This is a genomic window from Actinocorallia sp. API 0066 (genome assembly GCF_020991275.1).
In the GTDB taxonomy this organism is placed as follows: Bacteria; Actinomycetota; Actinomycetes; order Streptosporangiales; family Streptosporangiaceae; genus Actinocorallia.
This window is the reverse complement of sequence record NZ_JAJLQY010000012.1, coordinates 1-18,237: the sequence shown is the minus strand read 5'-3', so window position 1 is coordinate 18,237 and position 18,237 is coordinate 1. Positions and strand designations below refer to the sequence as shown.

At 71.3% G+C, this 18,237-nt stretch carries 14 protein-coding genes; 12 read left to right on the top strand and 2 right to left on the bottom strand.

Annotation, left to right across the window (positions count from 1 at the left end; all coding sequences use genetic code 11):
* The first annotated feature begins 122 nt into the window (after positions 1 to 122).
* The 3 genes from LO762_RS26545 to LO762_RS26535 all read left to right on the top strand — a co-directional run bounded on the left by LO762_RS26545 (position 123) and on the right by LO762_RS26535 (position 2,594).
* Positions 123 to 1,658 (top strand): glycosyltransferase family 2 protein, encoded by a 1,536-nt coding sequence (locus tag LO762_RS26545; RefSeq protein ID WP_230618758.1) that lies wholly within the window; start codon positions 123 to 125, stop codon positions 1,656 to 1,658.
* Positions 1,655 to 1,825, top strand: coding sequence for a hypothetical protein (locus LO762_RS26540; RefSeq protein WP_230618757.1), 171 nt, complete (start codon positions 1,655 to 1,657; stop codon positions 1,823 to 1,825). The genes LO762_RS26545 and LO762_RS26540 overlap by 4 nt, the downstream gene beginning before the upstream one ends.
* 424 nt (positions 1,826 to 2,249) lie before the next feature.
* Positions 2,250 to 2,594: a hypothetical protein gene (locus LO762_RS26535; protein WP_230618756.1), complete on the top strand. Its 345-nt coding sequence runs from the start codon at positions 2,250 to 2,252 to the stop codon at positions 2,592 to 2,594.
* Between the two features lie 181 nt (positions 2,595 to 2,775).
* On the opposite strand, the gene LO762_RS26530 is transcribed toward LO762_RS26535, so the two are convergent.
* Positions 2,776 to 3,648, bottom strand: a complete 873-nt coding sequence (locus tag LO762_RS26530) for an alpha/beta hydrolase (protein WP_230618755.1) — start codon at positions 3,646 to 3,648, stop codon at positions 2,776 to 2,778.
* Positions 3,649 to 3,850: 202 nt separating this feature from the next.
* On the opposite strand from LO762_RS26530, the gene LO762_RS33720 reads away from it, so the two are divergent.
* The 8 genes from LO762_RS33720 (at position 3,851) to LO762_RS26490 (ending at position 13,792) form a co-directional block, all read left to right on the top strand.
* A complete protein-coding gene (locus tag LO762_RS33720; protein WP_230618754.1) occupies positions 3,851 to 5,014 on the top strand; it encodes a sensor histidine kinase in 1,164 nt (387 codons plus the stop codon).
* A complete protein-coding gene (locus LO762_RS26520) occupies positions 5,011 to 5,673 on the top strand; it encodes a response regulator transcription factor (RefSeq protein ID WP_230618753.1) in 663 nt (220 codons plus the stop codon). The genes LO762_RS33720 and LO762_RS26520 overlap by 4 nt, the downstream gene beginning before the upstream one ends.
* A gap of 130 nt (positions 5,674 to 5,803) precedes the next feature.
* Positions 5,804 to 8,947 (top strand): efflux RND transporter permease subunit, encoded by a 3,144-nt coding sequence (locus LO762_RS26515; protein ID WP_255687910.1) that lies wholly within the window; start codon positions 5,804 to 5,806, stop codon positions 8,945 to 8,947.
* A 656-nt stretch (positions 8,948 to 9,603) separates the two neighbouring features.
* Positions 9,604 to 11,193: a sensor histidine kinase KdpD gene (locus LO762_RS26510; RefSeq protein ID WP_230618751.1), complete on the top strand. Its 1,590-nt coding sequence runs from the start codon at positions 9,604 to 9,606 to the stop codon at positions 11,191 to 11,193.
* A 17-nt stretch (positions 11,194 to 11,210) separates the two neighbouring features.
* On the top strand, positions 11,211 to 11,636 hold the full coding sequence (locus LO762_RS26505) for a roadblock/LC7 domain-containing protein (RefSeq protein ID WP_230618750.1): 426 nt from the start codon (positions 11,211 to 11,213) through the stop codon (positions 11,634 to 11,636).
* Positions 11,633 to 11,989, top strand: coding sequence for a DUF742 domain-containing protein (locus tag LO762_RS26500; RefSeq protein ID WP_230618749.1), 357 nt, complete (start codon positions 11,633 to 11,635; stop codon positions 11,987 to 11,989). The genes LO762_RS26505 and LO762_RS26500 overlap by 4 nt, the downstream gene beginning before the upstream one ends.
* Positions 11,970 to 12,584, top strand: coding sequence for an ATP/GTP-binding protein (locus LO762_RS26495; protein WP_230618748.1), 615 nt, complete (start codon positions 11,970 to 11,972; stop codon positions 12,582 to 12,584). The genes LO762_RS26500 and LO762_RS26495 overlap by 20 nt, the downstream gene beginning before the upstream one ends.
* A complete protein-coding gene (locus LO762_RS26490) occupies positions 12,581 to 13,792 on the top strand; it encodes a cytochrome P450 (protein WP_230618747.1) in 1,212 nt (403 codons plus the stop codon). The genes LO762_RS26495 and LO762_RS26490 overlap by 4 nt, the downstream gene beginning before the upstream one ends.
* A 7-nt stretch (positions 13,793 to 13,799) precedes the next feature.
* Here the strand turns inward: LO762_RS26490 and LO762_RS26485 are convergent, their stop codons facing one another.
* Positions 13,800 to 14,987 (bottom strand): cytochrome P450, encoded by a 1,188-nt coding sequence (locus LO762_RS26485; RefSeq protein WP_230618746.1) that lies wholly within the window; start codon positions 14,985 to 14,987, stop codon positions 13,800 to 13,802.
* 429 nt (positions 14,988 to 15,416) lie between these two features.
* Between LO762_RS26485 and LO762_RS26480 the strand changes: the two genes are divergently transcribed.
* A partial coding sequence (locus LO762_RS26480) for an amino acid adenylation domain-containing protein (RefSeq protein WP_230618745.1) occupies positions 15,417 to 18,237 on the top strand: 2,821 nt, incomplete at its 3' end.

The window sequence follows — 18,237 nt, the reverse complement described above, 5'->3', positions numbered from 1 at the left end:
TGACCTCACATAACGGCTGCGCGACGATTTCCTGGTGAAACAGCCGGTTTTCCAGAGAACGTACGATACTGCCTGCTGGGGCTCGTGCTCCCCGAAGTGATGGTGATGGAGCTTGATGCGCGATGTCCGCGGACGAACCGACCCCCGGCGGGTATCCGACGCCCCAGCCGATCTCCACCTGGGTGCCGCAGATCGACCGGAGATTCGACGGCGACCCGCTGGTGACGCGGCCCGAGGGGTTCGTCCCCGTGCGGTCCACGCCCGCGCGGGCGCATATCCCTCCGGAGCTGCGCAAAGGGCCCAGCCCTGCGGCGTGGGGCGCCCCTCCCCCGGCACCGCCGCGTAGGCCGCCGTTCCAGAGCCCGCGGCCCGCCGGGGCGCCGCCACCCTCCGTGCCGGTCGCACCCCGGCGCCCGCAGTCGCCGCCCGGGACCGGGACCCCGGGACGCACGGGGTTCGCCCCCGGCCGCCAGGACGTCCCGGTGGCGCCGCGGAGCGCGCCGCCGCCGACCGGCTCGCGGCCCCGCGTCGCGACGGCCCCTCCGCCGCCTCAGCGCCGCCGCAAGCGGCACACGGGTGACGGCAAGCGCGACCTGCCGCGGATGGATCCGGCGGCGCTGCGCGTGACGGTGCTGATCCCCGCGCACAACGAGGTCAAGCAGATCACCGAGACGATCGCCTCGCTGCGGGGACAGATGCGGCCGCCGGACCACATCGTGGTCATCGCCGACAACTGCACCGACAAGACCGCCGCGCTCGCGCACCTGCTCGGCGCGGAGATCGTCGAGACCAGGGACAATCCACACAAGAAGGCGGGCGCGCTGAACCAGGTGCTCGACCGGCTTCTGGACGTCTGCGACGACCATGACGTGATCATGGTGATGGACGCGGACTCCTCCCTCGACGCCGGGTTCATCCACTACGGCGTGGAGTATCTGGCCTCGGGCGACTACGCGGCGATCGGCGGGACGTTCACCGGCAAGCCGGGCGGCGGCCTCGTCGGCATGTTCCAGCGCAACGAGTACGCCCGCTACGCGCGCGACGTCCGCAGGCTGGACGGCCAGGCCCTCGTGCTCACGGGGACGGCGACGCTGTTCCGCGCGGGGGTGCTGCACGAGGTCGTCGAGACGCGGCGCAAGGGCGACCTCCCGGGCAAGCCGACCGTCTACGACGTGCGCGTGCTCACCGAGGACAACGAGCTCACCCTGGCGATCCTCCACATGGGGTTCAGGATCCTGTGCCCGCCGGAGTGCACCCTCACCACCGAGGTCATGCTCACGTGGGGCGACCTGTTCCGGCAGCGGCTCCGCTGGAAGCGCGGGGCGCTGGAGAACCTCGTGGACTACGGGTGGACGCCGGTGACCCGTCCCTACTGGGGACGTCAGGCGCTCTCCCTCATCGGGATCATCGTGATCATGACCTATCTGGTCACGCTCGCGTACGCGGTGGCGGTCGGCGAGTTCCACCTGCATCCGCTCTGGCTCGGCGTGACCGTGGTCTTCATGGTCGAGCGCGTCGTCTCGGTGCGCCAGCGGGGCCCGGTCCAGATGGCGATCGCCGCGACCATCTGGATCGAGATGGTCTTCGACGTCTTCCTCCAGGTGGCCCAGGCGAAAGCGTTCTGGGAAGCCGCCCTCAGTAAAGAGAGAAAGTGGTGACGATGTACAACAACGCCCCCCTGGGGAGCATCGCGGCCGGTGCCGGAGGCGCCGCCGCGTCCGCTCCCTTCATCGGCCTGCAGGCCGTGTGGATCGGCCTGGCGACCTTCACGCTCGTGTCGGCCTGCCTGGCGGTGAAGCGGATCCTGCCCAAGCGCGGCGCCTGAGGCCGTCGCCGTCGCCGTCCTACGGGCGATCCGGGCAGATGACGAGCATGGCGACGACAAGGCGACGCTCACTGGGCGACCTTCTGTGATCGGGGCTACCGGAGCCTCCGGTCACAGGCGGCGCCCCCCGCACGAAGACCGGCGCGTCCCGTAAGGGGACGCGCCGGTTTTGTTCCCCCCGGGAGGGTGGTCGGGCGGGGACGGCGCTGTCCACGGAGTCCCAGGCGTCCGCCGTCGGGGCGGGCCTCCTGAACCAGGTGGCTTTTGTGCTCGTCGGACACGGTGGAGAAGAGTGGGGAAGGGATGGGGCGCTGTGGGGCACCGAGGACAGCTCGTGGCGGCGGGTGTGATGGTGGCGGGTCTCCTTGGATTCGGTGCCCTTGCGGAGGCGGGATGGTTCCAGAGGGAGGACGCGCCCTTTCACGTGGCGCAGAAGCAGGTCGATATCCGCGTGTCGGGGGCTGTCCAGGAGGAGTTCGGCAAGGCCGAGGTCACCTGTCGTCGCTCGGGGCGGTCCATCCGCCTGGAGGCGTCCACCTACCGGGACGGCGAAGTCCACAAGACCCTCCTCATCTCCTACGACGACGGCTCCCCGCCGAGCGCCCTCCTGTGGACCCCCGGGCTATTCCAGAACCGGGAGGCCACCGGCGTGTCCGTCGACCTGGACACTCGGACGGTCCGGCTGACGGACGCGCCCTTCACGTCCCCGTCAGGCGAGGTCGTCCGCCTCGACGGCGCCTGGCGCTGCGACCGCTGGGCCCGCCGCTGACCCGGTAGCCGCAGAACACCGGCGATCCCTCCCGGCTACGCCAGGAGGGATCACACCGGGGACCCGGAACGGCCCCCACCCGGATCAGGCGCCCCGGCGCCCACCCCGGAGGCCGCCAGGGCCGCGGGGGTGGGCGCCGGGCTCGCGAGCGCCCGATCACGTCGGGGCGGAGCCGCGACGATCAGAGCGGGCAGCTGTTGCGGTACTCCTCGACGAGGGTGCTGCGGGACGGGCCGGGGCAGAGGAACTGCGTGTAGCGGGTGTCGTTGTCCACGAAGCGCTTCAGCCAGGAGATGGAGTACTTGGCGATGGTGGTGTTGGAGCTGTTCGGCGCGAAGTGGCTCGCGTTGTTCAGCTCCAGGTACGCCTTGTCGGGGGTCGACGGAAGGCTCGTGTAGAAGGGCTCGGAGTGGCTGGAGACCGGCGCGACGCTGTCGGACTCGGCGCCGATGATCAGGGTGGGCACGCGGTTGCCGGACCAGTTCTTGGTCAGGTTCCACGGGGTCAGCGGGATGCCCGCCTTGATGGACGGCCTGGTCTTGATCGCCTCCAGGACGCCGCCTCCGCCCATGGAGTGGCCCATGAGGGCGACGCGGGTGGTGTCGATGCGGGTGCGGACGGAGCTGCGCTGCGTCAGGTAGTCGGCGGCGGCGAGGAGCTGGCGGCCGCGGCTGTCGGGCTGGTCCAGTGTGGTGTTCGTGTCGATCGTGAAGATCACGAAGCCCTGGGAGGCGAGGCGGGGCCCGAGCCAGGCGATGCTCGACTGGTAGGCGGTGAAGCCGGGCGAGATCACGACGGCGCCGAAGGTTCCGGCGCTGGTCGAGGTCGGGTAGTAGATCGTGCCTCCGCCGAAGCCGCTGACGACCAGGCTCGACACCGACGTCTCCGACGTGGCGAACGAGCCACGGGTGGCTTCGATGCTCGCGTTGGTGGGCGCCGGGCCGCGCTCGTAGGGGTTGGCCGCGTGAGCGGGCGCCGCCGCGAAGACGCTGATGGCCGCGACGGCCACCGCGGCCGGGAGCAGGCGCAGGGCGTCCAGGTGCTTGCGGAACATGGGGGGACTCCTCTCGGGCACCGCGGCGGGGCGGATGCCGCGGGCGTTGCGAGGAAGTCTGTGGTGGCGGGGGTGGGCGGGGCATCGGCGAAACGACCTGCCCTCTCGGAGGCCGTCCTGGCACGTTCCGAAATGGGTGGGCGACCGAGCGGCGGTGGGCGGTTCGTCCATTTCCTGGTGAGTCGTCGCTTACCGTGGTCGTGTGTGGTTTCCGAGGTGGCGCCGCTGGTGGCGCGGGCGTCCGGCGCTGGTCGGCGCGGCGCTGTGCCTCGCCGTCTTCGCGATCTCGCTGATGCTGCTCCAGGTGGACCCCCACGGCCAGCAGCGGGAGCTCGTGCCCGCGAACTACGTGTTCGCGGCCCTGGCGAGCCTGCCGCTGTTCTTCCGCGACCGCTGGCCCGTCGGCGTGCTCGTCGCGGTGACGGCGGTGTCCACCGTCCACCAGGTCTGGCCCGGAGGGGAGCTGCTCGCCCTGCCCGTCCAGGTGGCGCTCTACGGGGTCGCGCTGCGCACCGACCGGCTGAAGGGCTGGACGGCGGGCGGCTGCACCGCCCTGTGGACGATCTCGTTCGTCGTCCTGGAGGGCAGCTGGGAGTGGGAGCGGCAACTGCTCGGGATCTGCACCGGCGTGGCGCTCGCGGTGGCCCTGGGCGACGCGGTCCGCACCCGCCGCGCCTACGTGGCGGCCCTGGAGGAGCGGGCGGCGCGGGCCGAGCGGACCAGGGACGAGGTGGCGGCGCGCCGGGTCGCCGAGGAGCGCATGCGGATCGCGCGCGAGCTGCACGACGTCGTCGCGCACCAGCTCACGCTGATCAACGCGCAGGCGGCGGTGACGCTGCATCTCAACGAGGCTTCGGGACGGGTCGCCGAGGTGCTCGCGCACATCAAGGACGACTCGCGGGAGGCGCTGACCGAGTTGCGGGCGATCGTCGGGCTGCTCGGCGACCGCGAGGAGGAGGCGGAGACGCCGCGCAGCCCGGTGCCGGGACTCGATCGCCTGGACGAAATGGCCAAAGCGTTCGAACGGGCAGGAATGGCTGTGGATATCTCCGTCGACGGGTCGCCGGGGGCACTACCGTCGGCGGTGAACGTGTCGGGTTTCCGGATCATCCAGGAGGCCCTCACGAACGTGCGCAAGCACGCGGGCGTCGCGGCGGCCAGGGTCAGGCTCAGCTACGCGCCCGACATGCTGCGCATCACGGTGGAGGACGACGGAACGGGCGGTCCGGGCGCCGGGGAGGGCGCGGGCCGGGGGCTGGTCAACATGCGCGAGCGCGCGGCGGCGGTGGGCGGCGCGCTCGCGGCGGGCCCGGCGGACGGCGGCGGGTTCAGGGTCGAGGCGGAACTTCCCCTGGGGGTGCGATGATCAAGGTGGTGCTGGCCGACGACCAGGCGCTCCTGCGCGGCACCCTGCGCTATCTGCTCAGCCGGGAGTCCGGCATGGAGGTCGTGGGCGAGGCCGCCGACGGCGGCGAGGCGGTGGCGGTCGCGGTCGAGACGGCCGCCGATCTGGTGATCATGGACATCAGGATGCCGGGGATGGACGGCCTGGAGGCCACCCGCAAGCTCAAGGAGTCCATGCCGTCCTGCAAGGTGCTCATCCTCACTACGTTCGAGCTCGACGAATACGTGTTCGAGGCGCTGCGCGCGGGCGCCAGCGGGTTCCTGGGCAAGGGCGTCGAGCCGGTGGAGCTGCTCGCCGCGATCCGCACCGTCGCGGCAGGCGAGTCGCTGCTGTCGCCCGCCGCGACGAAGGCGTTGATCGTGCGGTTCCGCGAGACGCCCGCGGCCCCCTGGCTGGAGGGCCGGGAGCGGCTGGCCGAGCTCACTCCGCGTGAGCGTGAGGTGCTCTCCCTCGTCGCGGGCGGCCTGTCCAACGACGGCATCTCGCTCAGACTTCACTTGAGCCCACATACAGTAAAGACGCACATCAACCGCACGATGTCCAAGCTGGGGGTCAGCGACCGGGCCCAGCTCGTGGTCATCGCCTACGAGACGGGCCTCGTCCGTCCGGGCGAGCGGTGACTCTCCGCATACCGCGGACGCGGTAGGCGAACTACCCGCCGTGCTCCGATTCGGGAGCCCCGTGCGCGGCGGCAAAGTGAATAGCGTCTTGTCCGAACTCTCGCGAAACGAGCATTCCCCCGTGTCCTGGTTGTCCAGAGTCAGTCTCAAGCACCGGAAGCTGGTCCTGTTGATCACGCTCGCGGTGCTCGCCGTGGGCGCGTACGCGATCCCGACGCTGAAGCAGCAGCTGCTGCCCAACATCAGCTTCCCCGGCGTCTTCATCACGGCCGTCTACCCCGGCGCCTCCCCCGAGGTCGTCGAGGAACAGGTCGTCAAGCCGATCGAGGACGCGATCAAGGGGACCGACGGCCTGGAGACCATGGCCTCGGTCTCCCGGCAGAGCTTCGCGACCATCAGCGTCGGCTTCGAGTTCGGCACCGACACCGACCGGATGGCCAGCGACGTCCAGCAGGCGGTGAACAAGCTCTCCGCGCGCCTGCCCTCGGCGGTCGAGCCACAGGTCATCACCGGCTCCACCGGGGATCTCATCCCCACGCTGGTCCTCGCCGCCTCCGGCAGCGGCGACCAGCGCGCCCTGGCCGAACGGCTCCAGACGTCGGTCCTCCCACGGATCCAGGCGGTCGAGGGCGTCAACGAGGTCACCGTCTCCGGCGAGCGCGCGCGGAGCGTCCAGATCGTGCCGGACGCCGCGGCCATGGCGGCGCGCGGGCTCGACCCGACGGCGATCACCAACGCGCTGGCGACCGCGGGCAAGACGGTGCCGGGCGGCCAGATCGCCCAGGACGGCAAGAGCCTCAGCGTCCAGATCGGCGGCCCCATCGCCTCGCTGAAGGACGTCCAGAACCTCTGGATCACCCCGGCCGGGCCCGCCGCCGGAACCACCGCGACAGCCGGTCCGGTCCGGCTCGGCCAGATCGCCCAGGTCGCGCTCGTCGACGCCGACCCCAGCTCGCTGACCCGCACCAACGGCCAGGACAGCCTCGGCCTGACCATCACCCTCGACCGGGACGGCAGCGCCCCCGACGTCTCCGAGGACGTCCTCGGGATGCTGCCGGAGCTGGAACGCGCCCTCGGGCAGGGCGCCGAGCTCACCGTGATCATGGACCTCGGTGAGCCGGTCGCCGCCTCCGTGCGCGGCCTGGTGGAGGAGGGCGCCCTCGGCCTGATCATGGCCGTGCTGGTGATCGTCGTCTTCCTGCGCTCGGGCCGCTCGACCCTGGTGACCGCGGTGTCCATCCCGCTGTCCCTCGTGGTCGCGCTGATCACGCTCAAGTTCTACGACTACACCCTCAACATGCTCACCCTCGGCGCGCTCACCATGGCGGTCGGCCGGGTGGTCGACGACTCGATCGTCGTCCTGGAGAACATCAAGCGCCACCTCGGCTACGGCGAGGAGAAGCGCCAGGCGATCATGGACGCGGTCAAGGAGGTCGCGGGGGCCGTCACGTCCTCCACGGCCACCACCGTCGCGGTGTTCCTGCCGATCGCCACCGTGGGCGGCATGGTCGGCGAGCTGTTCGGCCCGTTCTCCATCACCGTCACGGTCGCGATGGTGGCCTCGCTCGTGGTCTCCCTCACGATCATCCCGGTGCTGGCGTACTGGTTCCTCAAGGCGCCCGACACCGGCGGCGACGTCGCCGCGTTCCGCGCCCGGGTCGAGGAGGAGGAGCGCCAGGGGCTGCTCCAGCGCTACTACGTCCCGGTGATCGAGTGGGCGGTGAAGTCCCGCAAGACGGTGCTCACCGGCGCCGTCGTCATCCTGATCGGCACGTTCGCGCTGGCGGGCGGCCTGAAGACCAGCTTCATCGGCGACTCCGAGGTCAACTCGCTGCGGGTCACCCAGACGCTGCCCGTGGGCACCGACCTGGCCACCACCGACGAGGCGGCGCGCAAGGTCGAGGCCGTGCTGAAGAACGCCGACGGCGTCACGTCCTACCAGGCCGTCGTCGGTGAGGGCAGCGGCGGCCCGATGGGCGGCGGCGGCGGGGCCAACACCGCGGGCTTCACCGTGGCGCTGGCCGACGACGCCGACCAGGAGACGGTCCAGGAGCAGTTGGAGCAGCGGCTCAAGGCCCTGCCCGGAGTCGGTGAGATCACCATCGGCGCCGACACCGGCTTCGGCGGCTCCAGCACCATCCAGGTGCTCGTCAACGCCGACGACGACAGGGCGCTGGCCGCCGGCGCCGAGCAGGTCCGCACCGCCCTCGCCGACCTGCCCGAGCTCAAGGAGGTCACCACCGACCTCGCCCAGAGCGCGCCGCAGATCAGCATCCGCGCCGACAACGTCAAGGCGGCGCGGGCCGGGCTGTCGGAGATCGCGATCGCGCAGATCGTCGGCCAGGCCATCCAGGGCTCGACCGTCTCCACCGTCACCATCGACGGCGCCGAGACGGACGTGGTGATCAAGAGCGGCGCCGACAAGCCGACCTCGCTGGCGCAGGTCCGCAACCTGCCGATCCCCACCGCGGGCGGCGTCGTGAAGCTCGGCGACATCGCCGACGTGGCGCGGGTCGACGGCTCGGTCGAGCGCAGCCGCCTCGACGGCGAGCGCACCGCCACCGTCTCGGCGGCCCCCGCCGGGGAGGACCTCGGCAAGGCGAGCATGGCCGTCCAGAAGGCGCTGGACGGGCTCAAGCCGCCCGCGGGCGTCAGCTACACCCTGGGCGGCGTCACCGCCGACCAGGAGGACGCGTTCGTCCAGCTCGGGCTGGCGATCCTCGCCGCGATCCTCATCGTGTTCCTGATCCTCGTGGCGGTGTTCGGCAGCATCCGGCAGACCCTCGTGCTGCTGGTGTCGATCCCGTTCGCGGCGACCGGCGCGGTGGTGCTGCTGCTCGTGACCGGGACGCCGCTGGGCGTCGCCGCGATGATCGGTCTGCTGATGCTCATCGGCATCGTCGTCACCAACGCGATCGTCCTGGTGGACCTCATCAACACCTACCGCGAGCGCGGTATGTCGATCCATGAGGCGGTGATCGAGGGCGGCCGCCGCAGGCTCCGGCCGATCCTCATGACGGCGCTGGCGACGATCTTCGCGCTGATCCCGATGGCGCTGGGCATCACCGGCCACGGCGGCTTCATCTCCAAGCCGCTCGCCATCGTCGTCATCGGCGGCCTGCTCAGCTCCACCCTGCTCACCCTCGTCCTGATCCCGACCCTCTACACCATGGTCGAGACCCGCCGCGAGGCCCGGCAGGCCAAAAAGCAGGCAGCCCCGGCCACCCCGCCCCCGACCCGAGAAGACACCGAAGAACTAGCACCGGTCTCCTGACCACCACCCACCGTGGCCCCCGCCCCTCCCCGGCCGGGGGCCACCCCTTTTCCCCGATCTCTCCCCGATCCCCACCCACCCGACCGACCCCTCCACGTCGCCCGTCGGAGCCTCCCGGCCCGCCACACGGCTTGGGCGGTCGTCGTGTCGAGTTGCTTGTCTGGTGGGGTTCTCGGGAAGGGGCCGTTCGGGCTTGGGGATAAGGGTTCTTTTAGGGCGGGGTGGGGCTGGATCGGGGCTGGACCGGGGGGAATTGGAATGGGTGAATGGTGTGGTTTTGGTGGGTTAGGACGGGGGATTCGGACATTCGTGGGGTGAGGTGGGGATTTGTCGGATGATGAGAGGTTTGGGGGTTGGGGGTGAGTTTTGGGGGTTTGGTGGAGGGAGGTGGATTTGGGGGGTTGGGCTTAATGCAAGCGGTGAATATGAGTTCCGACACAACGGAACGGAGTGTTCCCGTCACTTGGGTGGCTGGCTAGCTGGGGGTTAGCACTATGGAACGTGACAATTCACCGGCGAGGGGAGATCGTCCAGCGTCGCATGAGATACCGGAAGTCGTCGGCAGATAACAGAAAATGTCACGTCGGAGCACCGGAATGAGGCATGCTGCGAGCTGCGCAAAGCATCGTGTCCGGCACGTGATGAGGACCTGATCCATGTCTTCGGCATCCCCACCCCGCAAGGCCCCCCGTCCACCCGTCGAACGGGCCCTGCTCGTCTGGCTGTGCTGCGTCCTGGCCGCCGGGGCGGGCTGGGTGTGGGCGGTCACCGCGGTCCCCGGCGAGCTGCGCGCCGTCACCGCCTGGGCCGGCGGCGGGCTGGGCCTGGCGCTGTGCCTGTCGTGCGCGCTCACCGTCTACTTCGCGGCGCGCGGAAGCTGGGACCGGAGCCGGCTCGCCTACGCCAAGGCCGAGCTGGCGAGCGCCGACAACGAGCTGTACCGGGTCGGCGAGGAGTCGCTGCCGATCCTGGTCCGGCGGGCCCGCGAGGGCGCCTCCCTGGAGACGGTGCTGGGCGAGATCCGCAGGCCGGAGAACGTCACACTGCAGCGGCTGCTGCACACCGTCGCCGCCGAACTGCACGCCGCCGAGCAGCGCACCACCGCCGCGGTGGCCGCCGCCGCGCACCGCGAGGCCGAGACGGTCCGGGTCACCGACGAGTACCTGCCGGAGATCGTCCGCCTGGCCCGGGACGAGCACGCCTCGTTCGAGACCGTCATGGCGACCCTGGACCGTCCCGAGGACCCGGAGGCGGAACGGCTCATGGAGGCCGTCACCGCCGCCGTCACGGGCTCCGAGCGGCGCGGCGGCGCGGCCATGGCGGCGTGCGCGAACGCCGCGGCGCGGGTCCAGGCGCAGACGACGAGCCTGCTGGCCGAGCTGCGCGAGCTGGAGCACCGCTACGGCGACGACAAGGTCTTCTCCGACCTGCTGGAGATCGACCACCGGGTGTCGCAGCTCGGCCGGCTCGCGGACAGCATCGCGCTGCTCAGCGGCGGCCGCACCGGACGCCGCTGGACCAAGCCGATCGTCATGGAGAGCATCCTGCGCGGCGCGATGGGCAGGATCGACGCCTACCGCCGCGTCCGGCTGCACAACACGAGCCAGTCGGCGGTCGTCGGCTACGCGGCGGAGGGCGCGATGCACGCGCTGGCCGAGCTGATGGACAACGCGACGACGTTCTCGGCGCACGGAAGCGAGGTCCACGTCTACCTGGAGGAGGAGGACGCGGGCGTCATCATCACCGTCGAGGACAGCGGCCTGGGCATGCGCAAGCGCGAGCGCCAGCGCGCCGAGTCCCTGGTCAACGGCACGATGGACATGCGGACGATGTCCGGCACCCGGCTCGGCCTCGCCGTCGTCGGCAGGCTGAACACCAAGTACGGGTTCAAGGTGAGCTTCCGGCCGTCGGCCAGGGGCGGCACCGGCGCGATCATGATGATCCCGCGCCAGCTCGTCACCCAGCCGAGGCCCGACCTGTCCCGGGTCGCGATCGCCGCCCGCCGCCGCGCCGAGGCCCGGACCGTCGCGACGACCGGGGAGCAGCCGGTGCCGGGCGGCACGCCCGGCGGCACGTCCTGGCCGGACCTGCCCAAACGCCCCAGGGGCGCGTCGCTGGCCGCGGCGGCCCATCACGAACTTCCGGCCGAACCGCCGCCCGCCGCGGACATCCGCGAGGCGGGCGCCCGGTTCTCCGCCTTCCGGCGGTCCGGAAAAGACGCGCCGCAGACCCAGGACGAACGATAGGAACCGGCTTTCCTGATATGAGCACTCTCGACTCCCCAAGTGCGACGGAGCAGACCCTGGAATGGCTGCTGGAGGCCCTGCGGCAGAAGACGCCGGGCATCCGCCACATCCTCGTGCTGTCCAAGGACGGCCTGAAGATGTGCTACACGACGGGCCTGAACGTGGACAGAGCCGACCATCTCGCGGCGATCGCCGCGGGCATCCAGAGCCTGTCGCTGAGCGCGTCCGCGGAGTTCGGGGAGCGTCTCGGCCCCGGACAGGCGATGGTCGAGTTCTCCGGCGGCCTGCTCCTCATCGTCCCGGCGGGCGAGGGCGCGCACCTCGCCGTCGTCGCCGAGGAGGACTCCGACGTGGGGATCATCGGCCACAACATGAGCGGGCTCGTCGAGCGGATCGGCGGGTTCCTCACCGCCGCGCCCCGCCGACCCGATCCGGCGCCGTGAGCGCGGGGCCGCTCGCCGAGGAGGACCCCGACCGGTTCTACACCGTCACCGGGGGCCGCACCGACGCCGCCGACACCGGCCTGGACATCGTCACGCTCGTCATCGCCGAGTCCGCGCCGACGCCCCGCATGCAGTCGGAGTTCGCGGTGATCCTGACGCTGGCACGGGCGCCCATCTCCGTGGTGGAGCTCTCGGCCGAGATGCGGCTGCCGATCAGCGTGGTCAAGCTCCTCCTCACCGACCTCATCGACACCGGACGGCTCGTGGTGCGCGCCCCCGCCCGCCCGCGCACGTCCGCACACCCCGACATGGAAACGCTGAAGCAGGTGCTCCTTGGACTCCAGAGTCTCTGATCCGGCCGTGCGCACCCCGCTGCGCGGTACGGCCACCGACGGGCTGAAGATCGTGATCGTGGGGGGCTTCGGCGTAGGCAAGACCTCGATGGTGAGCGCGGTCAGCGAGATCAACCCGCTGAGCACCGAGGAGATCATGACGCAGGCCGGGGTCGGCGTCGACGACATCGACAAGGTCGCGGGCAAGCGCACGACGACCGTCGCGTTCGACTTCGGCCGGATCACCCTCAACGACTCGCAGGTGCTCTACCTGTTCGGCGCGCCCGGCCAGGACCGCTTCTGGTTCCTGTGGGACCAGCTGTTCGCGGGCAGCCTCGGCGCGGTCGTCCTCGTGGACACCCGCAGGCTGAAGGACTCCTGGTACGCGATCGACAGGCTGGAGTACCACGGCATGCCGTTCGTGGTCGCCGTGAACCGGTTCGAGCCGCACGAGCCGAGCCTGGAGCAGGTGCGGGACGCGCTGTCGCTCGATCCCGGCGTCCCGCTGCTCGACTGCGACGCCCGGATGCGCGAGTCGGGCAAGCTCGTCCTCATCACGCTGGTCCGCCATCTGACCCGTCTCTCGGAGGCCAAGATCTCGGAGGCAAAGCCTTGACCGCGCAAGAGCCGATCCGGCTGTACGGCACGCACATCGCCGCCGACCCGACCGACCTGTACGAGGAGATCCGGCGCTCCCACGGGCCCGTCGCGCCGATCCTCCTCGACGACGACGTGCCCGCGTGGTTCGTCATCGGGTACCGGGAGGCGCACCACGTCACGAGCAATCCGCAGCTGTTCGCGCGGGACTCGCGGCGCTGGAACCAGTGGGAGCGCGTCCCCGAGGAGTGGCCGCTCATGCCGTACGTCGGCTGGACGCCCTCGGTGATGTTCGCCGAGGGCCCGGCGCACCAGCGGCGGGCCGGCGCGATCGGCGACGCGCTGGACATCTTCGACCGGACGGAGGTCGCCGCGGTGTGCGAGCGGGCGGCCGACCTGCTCATCGACGAGTTCTCCGGCGACGGCACCGCCGACCTGGTCGAGCAGTTCGCGTCGCAGATCACGCTGCACGTGCTGGCGCGGCTGTTCGGGCTGCCGGAGCACGACATCCCGGTGCTCGTCCAGGACGTCGCGGAGTCCCTGGACGTCGACGAGAAGGCGGCGCTGGCGCACGGCCGCATCCAGGAGCGGATGCGGCGCCTCGTGACGGACAAGCACGACCGTCCCGGCTTCGACGTGCCGTCGCGGCTGCTCGGGCACGAGGCGGCGCTGAGCGACGACGAGATCATCATCGACCTCCTCGTGGTGATGGCCGCCGCGCAGGCCCCGGTCGGGAACTGGATCGGCAACGCGCTGCGCCTCATGCTCATCGACGACGAGTTCTCCGTGTCGTTGCAGGGCGGGCGGAGCAGCGTGTCGCACGCGCTGATCGAGGCGCTGTGGAAGGACACCCCGACGCAGAACTTCATCGGCCGCTGGGCGGTGCACGACTGTGAGCTGGGCGGGCGGCGGATCCGGCGCGGCGACCTGCTGGTGCTGGGGTACGCGGCGGCCAACCGGGATCCGCAGGTGTCGCCGTCCTACCACCAGGCCGGGACGAACCGGGCGCACATGTCGTTCGGGCACGGCGAGCACGGCTGCCCGTACCCGGGGCCCGAGATCGGCGAGGTGATCGCGAAGACGGCGATCGAGGTGCTGCTCGACCGGCTTCCCGACGTCACGCTCGCGGTGGACGCGAAGGAGCTGCAGTGGCGGCCGTCGTTCTGGATGCGCGGCCTGTACACCCTGCCCGTCGCCTTCACGCCCACCACCCGCGTGGACCTCTAGCCGCCGGTCAGGCCGGGGTGAACGCGACCCGCAGCTCGGCCGGGCCACGGGTGAACACACCCTTCTCGACCGGGACGAACCCGTCGGCGAACCGCAGGTCGGGGAACGCGTCGAGCAGCTGGTTGGCGGCCACCTCGACCTCGGACTTGGCGAGCAGCGCGCCGACGCAGAAGTGCCTGCCGAGCGCGAACGCCAGATGGTCGGCCGCCGCCGAGAACGCGCTCGACGCGGTGAGGTCGTCGCGGAAGATGTCGAACGCGTCGGGGTTCTTGTACCGCTCGGGGTCGCGGTTGGCCGAGCCGATCAGCGCGGTGACGGTGCTGCCCGCCGGGATGACGCCGCCCGCGATCTCCACGTCCTCGGCCGGCTGGCGCATGATCATGTGCACCGGCGGGCGGAAGCGGAGCGTCTCGGCGAACGCGGGCGCGATGAGGCTCCGGTCGGCCCTGACCGCCTCCAGCTGCTCGGGGTGCTGGAGCAGCAGCGCGAACATGCTGGCGATCGCCTTGTCGGTGGTCTCGCCGCCCGCCGCGAGCAGGAGGCTGCAGAACGCCTTCACGTCCTCGTCGCTCATCGTCTCGCCGTCGATCTCGGCGCTGACGAGCGTGGACAGGAGGTCGTCGCCGAGCGCGTCCCGGCGGGCCCGGACGACGGGGATCATGTACGCGGCGAACTCCTCCTTGGTGCGGAGGCCGTCCGCCGTCACCTGCTCGTCGCCGCTGAGGTTGCCGAGGAACGCGATGATCGACGTGTACCAGCGCTGGAAACGGTCGTGGTCGGCCTTGTCGAGGCCGAGCATGTCGACGATGACGCCGACCGGGAAGCGGTTGGCGAACTGCGTCACGAGGTCGGCGCTCCCGGCGGCCCGGAAACGGTCGATCAGTTCCGCCGAGTTCTTCTCGATGACCGGCAGGAACTTCTCCTGGAGTTCGCTTCCACGGAACGCGGGGGCGACCAGGGCACGGCGCACGGAGTGTTCGCGTCCGCTCAGCTGGAGAATGGTCTTGCCGTGGACGGGTTCGAGCTGCCAGTCGTAGTTCGCGGTGGTGAAGACGGGGTCCTTGAACGTCCGCTCGACATCCACGTAACGCGAGAGGACATACGACTGCATGACCTCGTGGTAGAAGAGGGGCGCCTGCTCTCGGAAGGCGGCGTACGCGCTGTACGGGTCCGCTGCGAATTCCGGTGACAGCATATCGGGAATTGTCCCGGGCACGGTTGAACCTCTCGTCGGGGAAGTTTCCGCCTTTACCCTAAAGAGCTGGAAGCACAAGATCCAGATCTGCTTGCGTCACGGGCCGTCACCCGAAGTGCCGGGGCCCGGAAGGGGTATGGCGTTGTGTCGGCTATGTCCATGTATGGCACTCATGGCCTGTCCGATTTTGGTGGCCGTTGTCGGAGTGCGGCGCGGGTAGGGGCGGCCGCCGGACGGACGTCACGACGGGGTCGCGGGGCGGGCTCGCGGGCGGCGTGGGCGGGGCCGGGGTCGGGACGGCCGGGCGGCGCCGTGTCGGCTCAATTTTCGACAGAATCGCGACGCCGTTTTGTCGTCGCCGGACAGCCCGGGTCCGGCCAATTCGGCTCGGTTGCCAGGTGAGTTAGGTCACTGTACGGTCCTGAATTCATGGAACTCTCGCCGGCGCAGTTCAGCATCTGGGCGGCCCAGCAGCTCGCACCGGAGCTTCCGCTGAAGATCGGCCTTTACGCCGACCTGGACGGGGCGTTCGACCCGGAGCTACTCTGCTCCGTAGCGTCCCGGATACTGAGCGAAATCGAGGCCCTGCACGTCGGGATCGACGTGCGGGACGGGGTTCCCGAGCAGACGCCCGGCCATTGTCTTGACAATTCGGTGACCCGTGTCGATTTCGCCGGGGAATCCGATCCCGAGGCGGCGGCGCTGCGCTGGATGCGGGCCGACCTCGCCGCGCCGTTCCGGCTCGGCACGGACCGGCTGTACAAGATCGCCCTCCTGACGCTGGGGCCCGGCCGCGGCCACTTCTACGTGCGGTCGCACCACATCGCCCTCGACGGGTACGGCGGGCAGATCATCGTCAGGCAGGCCACCGAGGCGTACACGGCGCTGCTCCGGGGCGAGGAGCCCGTCATCGACTTCGGCTCGCTCGCCGAGGTCGTCGCGGCCGAGCACGCCTACACCGCGTCCGACCGGCACACGCGCGACCGCGCCTACTGGACCGGGCGGTTCGCCGAGCCGCCCGAGATCCGCAGCCTCTCCGGACGGCACGCGCCGGTGCCGCCGTCGGCCGCCGCGCACCGCGTCAGCGGCACGCTCGACGCCGGACTCGCCGCGCGGGCGCACGCGCTCGGCACCAACGTGCCCGGCCTGCTGCTCGCGGCGATGGCCGCCTTCACCGCGCGCACGACCGGCCTTGATGACGTGAGCCTGGGTGTTCCCGTAACGGCCAGGACCACCCCGGCGGCCCGGCGGACCCCGGCGATGATGTCGAACGTGCTTCCGCTGCGCACGCGGCTCGACCCCTGGCAGCCCGTGGCGGAGTTCGTCAGGGGCGTCACCTCGGACGCGGCGGGGCTGCTGCGCCGCCAGCGGTACCGGTACGAGGAGCTGCGGCGCGACCTCGGGCTCACACAAGACCCGAGGTCGCTGTACGGGCCCGTCGTCAACATCCTGCGGCTCGACAAGCCGATCACGCTGCCCGACGCGTCGATCGCGCTGCGGGTGCTCTCCCTCGGGCCCACGCAGGACCTCGCGGTCAACGTCTACGACGGGTTCGAGGACGCGCTGCGCGTCGACTTCGACGGGCACCCCGCGCTGTACCCGCCCGAGACGCTCACCGCGCTGCGGGACGGCTTCCTTTCGGCGTTGGACGTCCTCGCCTCCTCCTCTCCGGACACCCCGATGGGGCGTCTCGATCTTGTGCCTGTGCCCGGTGTCCTCGCGGGGCCTCCGGCGTCGTCGCCTCGCACGCTCGCCTCGCTCGTGGAGCAGCACGCGCAGAAGACGCCGGACGCGCTGGCCGTGGCGGCGGACGGCGTCCAGCTGACGTACGGCGAGCTGGACGCCGAGGCGGACCGGCTCGCGGGGCTCCTGCGCGGGCGCGGGGCCGGGCCCGGCGAGATCGTCGCCTTGGCGCTGCCGCGTTCGGCCGACCTCGTCGTCGCGATCCTGGCGGTGGGCAAGACGGGCGCCGCCTACCTGCCGCTCGACCCGTCCTACCCGGCCGAGCGGCTGCGGTACATGCTCGACGACGCCCGGCCGCTGCTCGCGCTCGCCGCGCCCCCGGACGTGCCGGGGCTGCCCGCGCGGGAGTGGCTCGCCGTCGCCGACGCCGCCGGGCTGCCCGCTGATCCCGTCCGGTACGAGGCGCACCCGGATGAGGCCGCCTACGTCATCTACACGTCGGGGACGACGGGGCTGCCCAAGGGCGTCGTCGTCTCCCACCGGGGGCTCGCCTCCTTCGCCGACCACCAGGCGGAGCTGTTCGACGTGACGCCGGACGGGCGGGTGCTCGCCGGGTCGTCGCCCAGCTTCGACGCGTCCGTCCTGGAGCTGCTGCTCGCGTTCGGGCCGGGCGCCGCCCTCGTGCTGGTGCCGCCCGGCGTCACCGTGGGCGCCGAGCTGCGCGAGCGGCTCGCCGGGGTGACGCACGCGTTCGCCATCCCGTCGGCGCTCGCCGCCGTGCCGCCCGGCGGGCTGCCGGGGCTGCGCGCGATCGGCGTCGGCGGCGAGGCGTGCCCGCCCGAGCTCGTCGCCGCCTGGGCCCCGGGACGGCGCATGGTGAACATGTACGGGCCCACCGAGACGACGATCGTCACCGTGCTCGGGCCGCTGCCCGACGGGCCCGGCGCGCCGATCGGACGGCCCGTCCGTGGCTCGCGGCTGTACGTGCTGGACTCGGCGCTGCGGCCCGTCCCGGACGGGGTGCCCGGCGAGCTGTACGTCTCCGGCGGCGGCCTCGCCCGCGGCTATCTCGGCCGACCGGCCCTGACCGCCGAACGCTTTGTGGCGAACCCGTACGAATCCGGCACCCGCATGTACCGGACCGGCGACCTCGTCGTCCGCCGCCCGTCCGGCGTCCTCGACTACGTCGGCCGCGCCGACGCCCAGGTCAAGATCCGCGGCTTCCGCATCGAACTCACCGAGATCGAAACCGTCCTGCGCCGCCACCCCTCCGTCGCCCACGGCCACGTCATCGCCCGCGAGGACAACGGCATCCGCCGCCTCACCGCCTACCTCGTCCCCACCCCCTCCCCCCGACCCAGCCCCAACTCCGAGACCGACGCCCAGGTCGGGGCCAGTGTCCAAACGGGCTCCGGCACCAGAACCAACACGGGTGCCGAGGCCGAGGACCACATCAGCGCCAGGGCCAGCGTCAGTACCCAAACCGAGGCCGGAACCCGAACCGACGCAGGTGCCGGGGCCGAGGCCAGTGTTCGACCCGAGGCCGAGGGCCGCATCGAGGCCAGTA

Excerpts from the sequence above, each read along its gene's own strand:
- LO762_RS26505 (WP_230618750.1), top strand. The coding sequence starts at position 11,211 with ATGAGCACTCTCGACTCCCCAAGTGCGACGGAGCAGACCCTGGAATGG.
- LO762_RS26545 (WP_230618758.1), top strand. The coding sequence starts at position 123 with ATGTCCGCGGACGAACCGACCCCCGGCGGGTATCCGACGCCCCAGCCG.
- LO762_RS26520 (WP_230618753.1), top strand. The coding sequence starts at position 5,011 with ATGATCAAGGTGGTGCTGGCCGACGACCAGGCGCTCCTGCGCGGCACC.
- LO762_RS26510 (WP_230618751.1), top strand. The coding sequence starts at position 9,604 with ATGTCTTCGGCATCCCCACCCCGCAAGGCCCCCCGTCCACCCGTCGAA.
- LO762_RS26485 (WP_230618746.1), bottom strand. The coding sequence starts at position 14,987 with ATGCTGTCACCGGAATTCGCAGCGGACCCGTACAGCGCGTACGCCGCC.
- LO762_RS26530 (WP_230618755.1), bottom strand. The coding sequence starts at position 3,648 with ATGTTCCGCAAGCACCTGGACGCCCTGCGCCTGCTCCCGGCCGCGGTG.